Genomic DNA, 12,231 nt, shown 5'->3' with positions numbered 1-12,231 from the left:
GGATTGTTAGTATGAAGCATGAGAGTTACCTTTTTGTTTTGATTTAAGATTCGACACCTTTATCAAAACGGGTAACTCTCTCTTTTTCAAGAAGATGTGTCAGATCAGATCTGAACTTCTACACCTTTGCTGCCGCCTAGGTAGTAACTCTCAAGTTATTTTCGAGATACCGACAAAGTTTGAAGAATTCCGCACTCTTTAACAGTGCTTTGACTGGCACAGCTAGTTCGCAGCGCCATCAATTTGTCTTGAAGGTCTTGTAACTCATTTATTCGAAGTGCAACTTGCTCTATATGGCTATCAATCATTCTGTTCACATCCTCGCATCCCATTCCCGGCTGCTGATTTAGCGCGATAAGTTGCCGAATTTCGGCAAGCGAAAGATCAAGGCTTCGACAATGCTTGATGAACTTTAGCTGGTCTACCGTCGCCGAATCATACAAGCGAAAGTTACCGTCACTGCGCCGCAGCGTGGCCAACAGTTTTTCTTTTTCATAGTGCCGTATGGACTGCACAGAACACCCAGTTAACTTAGCTAGCTCTCCAATTTTCACCAATCTCACCTTAATGCTTGACTCTATAGTTACCATAGAGTTTAAGCTAAGCATGATTTAAAGTAAAAGGAGCGGCGCAATGACACTGACTGGCAATGGCCAATCTGCAGAGAATATCGATGATAAAGGTACTATAAGCACCCTGCAGCCCGATAAAATCTACGTTAGCCAGTTTGTGGTTTCCAAGATGGATTGTCCTTCTGAGGAACGCATAATTCAGATGGCTCTAGAGCGCATTGAACCGAATGTAGTTCTAGAATTTGACACACCCAACCGCATGCTGAAGGTATTTCACAGTGGCAACCTTGTCGCCATACAGTCTCGTTTGGATTCGCTTAGCCTCGGCGCGAAAATTAAAGCTACTCACAATTTAGACCACGATGAACTGTCGCAAGCGATAGCGTCAGCAAAAGAGGCAAGTTTCAAAGAAGGTACCATCCTAAAATGGTTACTTGTGATTAACGCAAGCATGTTTGTCGTTGAATTATTGGTTGGTGGGCACAATCTGCGGGACTTATTGCAGACTCGCTAGATATGTTGGCTGATGCTTCGATTTATGGCGTGGCACTCTACGCAGTGGGTCGCAGCGCCAAAAGAAAGCTACAAGCTGCTCACCTTTCAGGCTGGTTGCAACTGGCGTTAGCTTTAGGTGTGCTAAGTGAAGTGATACGACGATTTATGTTTGGCAGTGAACCAGCTTCCACTCTGATGATGTGCTTTGGTGTTATCGCTTTGATCGCCAACGCAACATGCCTGATTTTGATATTTAAAAGCAAGGATGATGGCGCACACATGAAGGCAAGCTGGATATTCTCATCGAACGATGTGATTGCCAATGTGGGTGTTATTTTGGCCGGTGTACTTGTTGCGATGACAGGATCACGCTACCCTGATCTAGTAATTGGCTTGCTTATTTCCGGACTAGTGCTCCATGGCGCGCACCGAATTCTGAAATTGAAATCGTAAACAGTTTCGCTTTTCACACGCAAAATGATACCAAACCGAATTCATTAAAAAGGTTAATTGTGACTAAACATTGGACATCTTATCTGCTGATAATACTGATTGCTTGCCAGTCAGTATTTGCTTTTGCGGATAACCATGACGTTCAAGACGCAAGTCCATTGGCTGTATTTGATCAAAGTGACATCACTCAAAACGAATTAATTGTTAAGCAGCTTAATACCAAAGATTCGACACATCTAGACAACTGCGACCACTGCGGTTTTTGTCATCATGGCCAGCTAGTTCCGGCACTCCTGTCATTTTCATCTGCTCCGAGCACTGTATTACTCAAAACCCAATATAATATGGCGATTCCTAACGACCCGCTATTCTCCTTCTACCGCCCTCCCAAAGTTTAAGCCTACGTTTTACTAATCTAACGACATTTCGGTTATTTCCGTAATGTTCGGCATGGTTCCGTCTATTAAACGTGGATTTTTACATGGCTATTCGCTTTTTTATGCCTACGAGATTCGTATGGCGCACGCAACACAGCTTTAAAAAGCTGGTGCTTTTATGTTTGTTTTTCGGCTGGCAAGTATCTTTTGCGCACGCTGAAGCTACAAATAACTCCCTTACGCTCAATGCCGCACTTAAGCGTGCTATCGAGCTAAACCCGTCATTAAAGGTTTTTGAGTTTCGCAATTCTGCGCTAAGTGGGCAGATGCAAATTGCGGCGCTAAAACCTGCCTATGAGCTAGGAATTGACGCAGAAAACTTTTCTGGCGCTGATGAGCTCAGTGGGTTTGATGGCGCAGAACTTACCGTTTCGCTCTCCTCTGTTTTGGAAATGGGTGATAAGCGCTCAGCGAGGCGGGGTATTGTTTCAAGTAGTCGCTCAGTGATCGATGCACAGCGACAAGTGGAATCATTGGAATTATTAGGCGAAGTGACCCGACGTTATGTGGATGCGCTTGCTGCACAGGAGCAGGTTACCCTTGCGAGAGAAGCCAATAGGCTTGCCAATGAAACGCTTAATATCGTGAGACGGCGCGCCGAAGCTGGGGCAGCGCCTGAAGCAGAGGTGAAACGGGCACTCGCGGCTGCGTCACAGGCTGGCCTAACGCTACAGTCCACCCAACAGCAGCTTAACTACTTAAAAGTTTCCCTCGCTGCGCTCTGGGGTGAAAAAACGCCTAATTTTGTGACACTTGAAGGTGATTTATATCACTTTGGCACCGATATTGAGTTTGACTCGCTCTTCGCAAAAATGGAGAAGAATCCAGCAATCCTCATTTTTGCGGCTGAAGAGCGCCTCAAGGATGCCGAACTGCGCGTTGCCACAACACAGTCGAAAGCGGATGTCAGTTGGTCGCTAGGCGTGCGTCGATTTCAAGCAAACGATGATTCTGCACTGGTGGCCGGCTTCAGCATGCCGCTGTTTTCCGGCAGAAGAAACACAGGGGCGGTCTCTGCCGCGCGTGCCCAGCGCAATGAAATCTATGTACATAAAGAAGTGGCTTTACTGAGTATGCACACACAATTGTTCCGTGCATTCCACAATAGAAAGCAAGCAATTCTCGCGGCCAAAACACTACAAAGCACCATCATCCCTGCGCTGCGAGATGCACTCAAAGAAACGCAAACTGCCTATGAACGTGGGCGCTATGGCTATTTGGATTACGTGTCTGCACGGCAGGAGTTACTGAATGCTCAGCGCACACTGATCGAAGCGGCTGCGTCTGCACTCACTTATGGCGCCGAAATTGAACAGCTAACAGCAGAGCCCTTGTCCTCGACGCTCTATAGCGTATCAAGCGATTTCTCAGGAACAGTACAATGAATATATACGATACGATTAAAACACCCATTATTAATGCCATTTTCTACGCCACAATTTGTTTTTCAGTATTAGTCGCCCATGCCGAAAGTGGACATGGCGATGAAGAAGATCATGACGAGGGCCACATTGAACTCTCTCAAGAGCAAATGAAGCACGCGGGTATCGGCCTAGCCCAAGTTGGGCCTGGCGCAATTCGCGAGACATTAGCCGTTTACGGGGTTATTACGAGCAACGCGGAACAAACCCAAGCCGTCACAGCCCGCTATGACGGCGTCATCCGCGCCGTCAATAAAACCATTGGCGATAACGTCCGCAAAGGTGATGTGCTTGTCACTGTTGAGGCGAATGAAAGCTTAAAAACCTATCCTATTTATTCTGCACTTAATGGTGTCATTAGTCAGCGCAACGCCAATATTGGCGAACAGACAAACGATAAAACACTGTTTGTTGTTGAAGATTACTCTAGTGTTTGGGTAGATCTTTCCGTGTTCCCCAAAGACATCGCCAAGCTCTCATTAGGGCAAACGGTAAGGATAAAAAGCACTAACCACGCCAGCACTGGCGAAGGGAGAATTATCTTTATTGCCACTCAGGGTAACCCTTCTAATCAAGCCACCACAGCGCGCGTCCTGCTGAACAATGTCGATAACCTATGGAAACCTGGACTTTTTGTTAATGCCGAAATCACCCAAACAGAAACTGCTGCAGCCACTGTTATCAACAATGAAGCTGTGCAACTGATCGAAGGTGAAACCGTTATTTTCGTGAAAGGAGACGAGGGTTTTGAACCTCGTAATATCACCTTAGGTCGCACAGATGGCGAAGCCAGCGAAGTACTGCGTGGACTAAAAGTTGGCGAAACATACGTAATCAAAAATAGCTTTGTTTTGAAATCTGAAATGGGCAAGGAGGATGCTGAGCATGGACATTAATCACATCCACCGCACTGCGAACTCCAACCGCAGCTATTGCCACCAGCACTACGTTATTTCGTGGTGCGAGACCGTAGTAGGGCCTCGCTATGATCGATAAACTTATTCATTTTTCAATTGCACGCCGTTGGCTGATCATGTTTTTTGCGCTCGCCATCAGTGCACTCGGTGTGTGGAATTATCAAAACCTGCCCATCGATGCTGTACCCGATATCACCAATGTACAGGTACAAATTAATACGGGTGCACCCGGTTACTCACCGCTGGAAGTAGAGCAGCGGATTACCTACTTGGTCGAGCTGGCAATCACCGGATTACCTTACGTAGAGAGTACCCGCTCTTTGTCGAGATATGCGCTCTCTCAGGTCACCGTTGTGTTTGAAAAAGGGACGGACATTTACTTTGCCCGCAACCTGATCAATGAACGTTTGCAGCAGGCCAAAAGTGATATGCCCTCGGGCATTGAACCCGTGATGGGGCCAGTAGCGACCGGCCTCGGGGAGATTTTTCACTACGCGGTGCACGCAGACGACGATGCCCGACAGCCAAACGGCGAGAAATATGATGCGACTGCCTTGCGCACCTTGCAAGATTGGGTCATTCGTCCCCAGTTGCGTCTGGTCAATGGTGTGACGGAAATCAACACGATCGGAGGTTTTGAAAAAGAGTTTCACATCACTCCGACCCCTGCGCGACTATTAACCTTCGGCTTAAGCTTTGATGACTTGGTTGAGGCAATAGAAAAAAACAACGCTAATGTTGGTGCGGGTTACATTGAAAAAAATGGTGAGCAATATCTTATTCGCGCACCTGGGCAAGTTGCCGACATTGCTGAACTGGAGAAGATCATCGTCACTCACAAAGACGGTATCCCGATAACAGTAGGAGATGTCGCCGACATCAGTTTTGGCAAACAGCTCCGTACCGGCGCGGCAACCCGCGATGGGGAAGAAACCGTACTCGGCACCGCCGTGATGCTGTTGGGCGGTAATAGTCGCAGTGTTTCGGAAGCGGTTTCCGCAAAGCTGGTGGAAATCAATAAAACACTGCCCAAAGGGATCACCGCCGAGCCCGTCTATAACCGAACGGTACTCGTCGATAAAACCATTGCAACCGTACAGAAGAACCTACTTGAAGGTGCCGTACTGGTTGTCGTTGTTTTATTAGTCATGCTCGGCAACGTCCGCGCCGCTTTGCTCACTGCGATGGTCATTCCGCTGTCAATGCTAATGCTCATGACCGGTATGGTACAAGCCAAAGTCAGTGCCAACTTGATGAGCTTGGGAGCGCTCGATTTTGGTCTTATTGTCGACGGCGCAGTGATTATTGTTGAGAACTGCATACTAAGACTGGCTGGTAGGCAGCATCAACTCGGCCGCATACTCAAACTGGATGAACGCTTCCAAACCGTTTTCGCCGCGACACGGGAAGTTTTCACGCCAAGCTTGATCAGCGTTCTGGTGGTGATTTTAGTAAACTTGCCGATCCTCGCTCTCACCGGCGTGGAGGGAAAAATGTTTACGCCCATGGCCATGGCCGTGATCATCGCCTTATTGTCGGCCTTGGTGCTGTCATTAACCTTTGTGCCCGCTGCAGTTGCACTGTTGCTCAGTGGTCATATTGAAGAAAAAGACAACATCATTGTTCGTCAATCAAAACGGGTGTATACCCCAGTTCTGGCGTGGGTACTCAAATTCCGTTTCAGCGTATTAGCCGGCGCGGTACTGCTAATCATCGCTGTTGGTGGATTGACCACAAAAATGGGCACTGAGTTTATTCCAAACCTGGATGAAGGTGATATTGCCATTCAGGCTTTGCGTATTCCCGGCACCAGCCTTACTCAATCCCTCGACATGCAGTTTCGGCTTGAACGCGCCGTACTGGAAATACCGGAAGTAAAAACCTACTTCTCACGCGTCGGTACCGCAGAGGTTGCCAGTGATCCCATGGGGCCAAACATCTCTGATGGCTATGTGATGCTGAAAGATCGTGCAGACTGGCCCGACCCCGACAAGTCTAAAGCCCAATTGCTAGAAGATATCCGGCAAAAACTAACGCTCATCCCCGGAAACGCGTTCGAGATCAGCCAACCGATACAGCTTCGCTTTAATGAACTGATTTCCGGTGTTCGCTCAGACCTAGGCATTAAGATTTACGGCGACGATCTAGATCAGTTATTGAAATCAGGTTCTGAGATTGCAACGGCGCTTAACGGCGTTGAGGGTGCCGAAGGCGTCAAAGTAGAGCAGGTTTCTGGTTTACCTATATTGTCGGTTGAAGCCAATCGGCCGGCGCTATACCGCTACGGTCTGAACGTCGCTGATGTCCAAGAGGTATTAGCAGCTGCGACAGGTGGCGAAGAAGCTGGATTAATCTTTGAGGGTGACCAACGGTTTACTATCGTCGTACGGGTGGCGGAGGAAATCCGCAACGACTTGCGAGCGCTAGAACGGTTGCCGATACCACTCCCGCAAGGAGGCTACGTACCACTCAATGAAGTCGCCACGCTCACGCTGGCACCGGGGCCGAATCAAATTTCCCGCGAAAATGGTAAGCGTCGCCTCGTTGTTAGTGCCAACGTACGGGGCCGGGATTTAGGTGGTTTTGTTGCCGATGTGCAAACTCAAATTGAACGAGAGGTGACCTTGCCGCCCGGCTATTGGCTGGAATACGGTGGTACGTTTGAGCAACTCCAATCCGCAACGGAGCGGTTAAGCCTCTTAGTACCCGTGACACTTGTCATGATTTTTGCCCTACTCATGATGACCTTTGGTTCTGCGAAAGATGCGGCACTCGTATTCAGCGGTGTGCCACTGGCGCTAACTGGCGGTGTCATTGCGCTTTGGCTGCGTGACATCCCCTTGTCTATCACCGCAGGCGTTGGCTTCATTACGCTATGCGGTGTTTCGGTACTCACCGGCGTAATGATGGTCTCGGCGTTTAGAGATCAGCTGGTGCAGGGTAATGATATCGATCTATCGATCAAAGAAGGCGCGATGTTACGTCTACGGCCGATACTAATGGTCGCATTGGTAGCCGCGCTCGGATTTCTGCCGATGGCCCTCAACACCAGCACGGGTGCGGAAGTGCAGCGGCCACTCGCGACGGTGGTTATCGGGGGAATCATCTCCTCTACCCTATTAACCCTACTGGTTTTGCCCGGTTTATACCGTATGGCTTACCGCAAACCAAAAAACATCCCTGAGAGTGATGAGAGTCAAATGGCATCTTAATGCTTTACCGTCTGGCCATAAGGCTGTGCATTACTTATGGCCAGACAAATCCACAACCATAAATATCGCTCTACTAATTCATGGAATACCGTTATGAAACAAATCAAAGCATTTATACACCATGTCAGATCCGCCATTGTAGTTGAAGCATTACGCGATGCCGGCTATAAAAATCTAACCCTGCTAGATGTAAAGGGGACGCTAAAACCACTTAGCGAATCCGAACAATCGTATTCAACAGATGCTGGTGTTGTTATTTCTGAGGTTCGAATCTCACTAGTCTGTGAGGATTCTCAAGTTGATGATGTCACTGGCATTATTCGTACGGCTGGAAGAATTGGCCCACATATCTCCGGCTGGGTTTATGTTAGCCCCATAGAGCAAGCACTGCCTATAGGCGGGCCGGGTAGCTAACAGCGAGATTCGCACCCAAAATCAACTAAATTTTAACTCCGTAGGCAATCATAGGCTTTTCAATCAAAGCCCTGAAAACTGCTTACGGAATTATTCGAGCGGGAAATTATTTGATGTGATTGTCCGGGACGTTATCAGTGATTACCCCTGTGGCCCCAGCGATAAGTTGATTAATTACGTCATTTTTAGCACTAACCCCAGCCTCCAACATAGCTATTTTAACGATTGAAGCCTGTTGTTTGGACTGCAGACCTCCATATTCTTGCCTCAATTTACCGTTTTCTACAGAGTAGGATTCAATTTGTTCTCGGGAGTTGCGTAACTCGATATTTAGTGACTGCTCAGACAATGCTAATGCCTTTACTCTGCTCTCAAGTTCATTTTTCTCGGATGTCAGGAGACTTAGTGCTTTTTGAGCGGCGCCAAGCTCCGAGATAAAGCGTGAATTATCCTTGTTTAGCTGCGTGATATCGGATTGCTTAAGCGACAAAGTTTGATTTAAAACGCGATTTTCTGCGTGTAACTGTTGGACTTGCTGCTCGTGCCTGCGTTGATCTTGGTCGCGCTGCTCCTGAACTGATTGCCGATAGTGTTCAAGGGCCTCACGATTGTGAAGATGCTTTTCCTCCAGCGACTCAATTTGGGTCTGTTTTTCCTTGAGTAATGCTGTCAGTTTTGATTCGGTTTGTTTTGCTTCGGCCGCATTTTCTGCAGAATGAGTCAGTGCGATATCCCTACCTTTTAAATCAGTTTCTAAGCACTCTAACATTTGTAATTGCGAAGCATTTTGTTTGCTCAGTACGTCTAAAGCCTGCTCTGACGCACTATTTTTTGAGAGAAGGTCCTGTAATTGTTGTTCAAATTTATCTGCTTGCTGCTCAACGATAACGTTCGCCTCCTCCCTTAATCCTGCGGCCAAACGTGTAATAAGCTCCTTAATAGGCTTACTGAGTAGCTCAACATCGTCCATTCTGGTGGCGGACTCTTCTTCTAATTCTTTGAGGTATCGATGAATAGTGGACTTAGAACCGGTGTTGCCAAGTGCGATCCGTATCGTATCTATGGAGGGGTTTTGCCCTTTTTTAAGCACTTCCTCCCGCGCTTTTAAGACTAATGCTTTGTTGATTCCACCCCTAGCCATAAATCATCTCCAGTAAATATCGTACTGTATTACGTATCATGTATATACATACTATATTATAGCTAACGCTATTCGCTTGATAGCGCTTGGATGACATTAAATAAGGGAGACTTATTTAATGTCATGGCAAAAAGCGTAATCTTGAGGCTCTTTTCAGTACAGAATCGGCGTTGGCTCAGGTAATCGCGGTGAAGACATGCACGAGTAGGCCGCCACACGCACGACATTCTCTGGATAAACTGTCACTATATAAGGCACCTAATGACTAACCCCACCGACAGATACATTCATGCCGCGACACGCGAAAACACCCGAAAGAGCTACCGCGCAGCAATAGAACACTATGAATCTGTATGGGGTGGCTATCTGCCAGCGACGGCAGATAGCGTCGCGCAATACCTCGCACATTACGCACCGACTTTGGCTATCAACACCCTAAAACTGCGTTTAGCTGGACTTGCTGCGTGGCACAATGACCAAGGCTTCCCCGACCCCACCAAATCACCGCATGTCAAAAAAGTGCTCAAAGGCATAGCCGAACTACACCCACATACCGAGACACAAGCGAAGCCGCTCAAGCTTGAAGACCTCAACAGGGTCGTATCGTGGTTCGACGAGGTATTGAGATCTGAGCTATGCACACGCCCTCGCCGCCTGACATTAGTACGTAACAAAGCCTTATTTCTCATTGGTTTTTGGCGGGCGTTTCGCAGCGATGAATTAACTCGTATCAACATTGAGAACGTGAGTGTGGCACCTGAGAAAGGGCTTGAAATATTTCTTCCGCGGAGCAAAACAGATCGCAGCGCGCAAGGCCGCGTTGTTCGTGTACCCGCATTGCTACAGCTCTGTCCAGTTTCAGCTTACCTAGACTGGGTTAGCGAAGCGCAGTTACGAGAAGGCCCCCTCTTCCCTGGAATCAATCGCTGGGGGCACCTCAGTGAAAAACCACTTCACCCGGCCAGCGTCATTACAATTATTAAGCAGAGTTGTACGCTTGCAGGCATTCCCGACGCAGATGAATACAGTAGTCATTCATTGCGGCGCGGATTTGCGAGCTGGAGCAATACTCAGCAATGGGATATAAAGGCGTTGATGGAGTATGTGGGCTGGAAAGACGTTAAGACGGCACTGAAATATATTGAAGCTGACGATCCTTTTTTAAGTCAAAACAACAAAAGAGGCCTAAATTTACCTGATAGCAATATGTGAGCCCCCAACTACACGAGTTTTGATGTCTTCAAAGAGTTGATCATGACGTCCATACCCTCATGAGGATCGGCACCAATAACTTCACAGTATTCAATGAACTCTGACAGTTCAATCTTTCTGCGATCCTGTTCCATTTTACCCAAAACAGAATGATGCCGCCCCATCATCGCCGATGCCGCACGTAGCGACAACCCGCTATTCTCCCGCTGCTGCTTCAGCCAAGCTCGCAGGTTGTCGTAGTGAATAGTGTAGGGAGATGGTTTCATTGTCTCGATGATAGAGACAATGTAGAATGTCGCGAAATTCGAGACAGAAAAGACGACGTACTGCTTCATGAAAGACATACATATTAAGCCAGCACTTCTTCATGTTTTACAAAACATGTCTGACACGCCGTTCACTGTTGCACAGCTGACTCAAAAATACCTCAAGCACCCAGAAAGCCAGCACACCGCTAAAAAGTCCGCGAGGCAATATGTTTATCGCAAAATGCTCCGGTTAATGGAGCATGGCCAGATGAAAAAGCTGTCTGACAACAATAGGTGGCCACGCTATCAGTTAACATCAATATTTATAAGCACCGTTGTAGATCGCCCTGCAAACAAAGAAGAATTCAAAATGGCGGAGGTCATACAGCATCCAAGCTCTGCTTTACGCCCACATGAATTAATATTAAAAGAGAAGCTCAGCCAGTACAGGTCCGACATGCTTTGCGCTCTTGGTGAATCTGAAGAATACAGTGCGCTTTGCAATGACCACCCTGATCTGCGTGAAAGCGCACAAAACTTGTATAACGAGGCTCGTGAGCGCGGGGCCACGCTGCTTGGCAAGATAAAAGCACTTGAAAACATGCTCTCCCAACATGCAGGGTAACACTATGCAGCTCAGGCAATGGCAGCAAGAAGCAATCACAGCTGCTTTAGCGCAATATAAAACAGATCATCCACACTTTCTTTGCCTAGCAACCCCAGGCGCCGGCAAGACATTCATGGCGTCGCAAATAGCGAAAGAACTAATGGCCGCAGGGAAAATTGATTTTGTTTTTGTTTTTTCACCCTCCGTGAATGTAGCCACATCATTCCAAGTATCACTTGAATCCCAATTAAATTGTAGATTAGATGGATTTTTAGGGTCAAAGGGGCGTTCCCTGACTTACCAGTCAATGCCTAGCTCAGATTCAGCATTTTGGACCCTCCTGTCTCAATTCAAAACATTAGCTATTTTTGATGAAATACATCACTGCGCTGGCGATAACCTAGACAACACCAATGTCTGGGGTCAGAAAATTATCCAACATATACAAGGCAAAGCGAATTATACGCTTGCGTTAACTGGGACACCGTGGCGCTCCGACAAAATACCCATAGCGCTCTCAAGTTATTGCGTAAATGGCATTATACAGTGTGGTTACAGCTACGGATTAGAGCGAGCAATTCAGGATAGCGTATGCAGGACACCGAAGATCATTGCCGTAGACAATGAAGACATTACATTACTATCCGGTGACGAGAGCGAGCGCTATAGTTCATTCGCGGAGCTACTCAAACAATCAAAATGCACTTATCAGCAGCTGTTAGAAAGCGATGATTTGATTACTTACATGGTTAAGGTAACTGCAAAAAAGCTTAAGCAGGTAAGGCGAAAGCAATCCAACGCCGGTGCTTTAGTTGTCGCGGCTAATGTTGATCACGCTATTAAAATAGCAGAAATTATAGAGTGTGAAACGGGTGATTCCGCCCGTGTGGTAACGTATTTACACGAGGATGCACAAGAAGCCATTCGAGATTTTCGAGAGGCTAATGATAAGTGGATAGTCTCGGTCGGTATGATTAGCTGTAGAAGTTCAGATCTGATCTGACACATCTTCTTGAAAAAGAGAGAGTTACCCGTTTTGATAAAGGTGTCGAATCTTAAATCAAAACAAAAAGGTAACTCTCATGCTTCATACTAACAATCC

Annotated in this window: 12 protein-coding genes; 9 read left to right on the top strand and 3 right to left on the bottom strand. The window is 47.2% G+C overall.

Annotated elements, in window-relative coordinates:
- Nucleotides 1-155: 155 nt before the first annotated feature.
- The gene (gene cadR, locus KXJ70_RS19175) at nucleotides 156-554 is read right to left on the bottom strand and encodes a Cd(II)/Pb(II)-responsive transcriptional regulator (protein WP_219045151.1); all 399 of its coding nucleotides are present in this window, start codon (nucleotides 552-554) and stop codon (nucleotides 156-158) included.
- A 79-nt stretch (nucleotides 555-633) separates the two neighbouring features.
- On the opposite strand from cadR, the gene KXJ70_RS19665 reads away from it, so the two are divergent.
- The 6 genes from KXJ70_RS19665 to KXJ70_RS19150 all read left to right on the top strand — a co-directional run bounded on the left by KXJ70_RS19665 (nucleotide 634) and on the right by KXJ70_RS19150 (nucleotide 7,921).
- Nucleotides 634-1,086, top strand: a complete 453-nt coding sequence (locus tag KXJ70_RS19665; protein WP_439655086.1) for a hypothetical protein — start codon at nucleotides 634-636, stop codon at nucleotides 1,084-1,086.
- A 2-nt stretch (nucleotides 1,087-1,088) separates the two neighbouring features.
- Nucleotides 1,089-1,520, top strand: a complete 432-nt coding sequence (locus KXJ70_RS19660) for a cation efflux transmembrane domain-containing protein (protein WP_439655085.1) — start codon at nucleotides 1,089-1,091, stop codon at nucleotides 1,518-1,520.
- Nucleotides 1,521-2,001: 481 nt separating this feature from the next.
- A complete protein-coding gene (locus tag KXJ70_RS19165) occupies nucleotides 2,002-3,342 on the top strand; it encodes a TolC family protein (RefSeq protein WP_219045150.1) in 1,341 nt (446 codons plus the stop codon).
- Nucleotides 3,339-4,274: an efflux RND transporter periplasmic adaptor subunit gene (locus KXJ70_RS19160; RefSeq protein WP_219045149.1), complete on the top strand. Its 936-nt coding sequence runs from the start codon at nucleotides 3,339-3,341 to the stop codon at nucleotides 4,272-4,274. The genes KXJ70_RS19165 and KXJ70_RS19160 overlap by 4 nt, the downstream gene beginning before the upstream one ends.
- Before the next feature lie 89 nt (nucleotides 4,275-4,363).
- On the top strand, nucleotides 4,364-7,507 hold the full coding sequence (locus KXJ70_RS19155; protein ID WP_219045148.1) for an efflux RND transporter permease subunit: 3,144 nt from the start codon (nucleotides 4,364-4,366) through the stop codon (nucleotides 7,505-7,507).
- Between the two features lie 93 nt (nucleotides 7,508-7,600).
- Complete coding sequence (locus tag KXJ70_RS19150) at nucleotides 7,601-7,921, top strand: P-II family nitrogen regulator (RefSeq protein ID WP_008250279.1); 321 nt, start codon at nucleotides 7,601-7,603, stop codon at nucleotides 7,919-7,921.
- A 106-nt stretch (nucleotides 7,922-8,027) separates the two neighbouring features.
- Here KXJ70_RS19150 and KXJ70_RS19145 read toward each other — a convergent pair whose 3' ends face one another.
- Nucleotides 8,028-9,062 carry a DNA-binding protein gene (locus KXJ70_RS19145; RefSeq protein WP_159238037.1) on the bottom strand — a complete coding sequence of 345 codons (1,035 nt, stop codon included), beginning with the start codon at nucleotides 9,060-9,062 and terminating at the stop codon, nucleotides 8,028-8,030.
- Nucleotides 9,063-9,323: 261 nt separating this feature from the next.
- On the opposite strand from KXJ70_RS19145, the gene KXJ70_RS19140 reads away from it, so the two are divergent.
- Nucleotides 9,324-10,274, top strand: a complete 951-nt coding sequence (locus KXJ70_RS19140; RefSeq protein ID WP_219045147.1) for a site-specific integrase — start codon at nucleotides 9,324-9,326, stop codon at nucleotides 10,272-10,274.
- Nucleotides 10,275-10,282: 8 nt separating this feature from the next.
- On the opposite strand, the gene KXJ70_RS19135 is transcribed toward KXJ70_RS19140, so the two are convergent.
- Nucleotides 10,283-10,540 (bottom strand): helix-turn-helix domain-containing protein, encoded by a 258-nt coding sequence (locus KXJ70_RS19135; protein ID WP_255558595.1) that lies wholly within the window; start codon nucleotides 10,538-10,540, stop codon nucleotides 10,283-10,285.
- A gap of 67 nt (nucleotides 10,541-10,607) precedes the next feature.
- On the opposite strand from KXJ70_RS19135, the gene KXJ70_RS19130 reads away from it, so the two are divergent.
- Both KXJ70_RS19130 and KXJ70_RS19125 read left to right on the top strand, forming a co-directional pair.
- Nucleotides 10,608-11,147, top strand: coding sequence for a VspR family transcription factor (locus KXJ70_RS19130; protein ID WP_219045145.1), 540 nt, complete (start codon nucleotides 10,608-10,610; stop codon nucleotides 11,145-11,147).
- Between the two features lie 4 nt (nucleotides 11,148-11,151).
- Nucleotides 11,152-12,132: a DEAD/DEAH box helicase gene (locus KXJ70_RS19125; RefSeq protein ID WP_255558594.1), complete on the top strand. Its 981-nt coding sequence runs from the start codon at nucleotides 11,152-11,154 to the stop codon at nucleotides 12,130-12,132.
- The last annotated feature ends 99 nt before the right edge of the window (nucleotides 12,133-12,231 follow it).

The organism is Zhongshania aquimaris (assembly GCF_019312595.1).
Lineage (GTDB): Bacteria > Pseudomonadota > Gammaproteobacteria > Pseudomonadales > Spongiibacteraceae > Spongiibacter > Spongiibacter aquimaris.
Note: the sequence above shows the minus strand (reverse complement) of the source record. Positions and strands in the feature narration are given on the sequence as shown.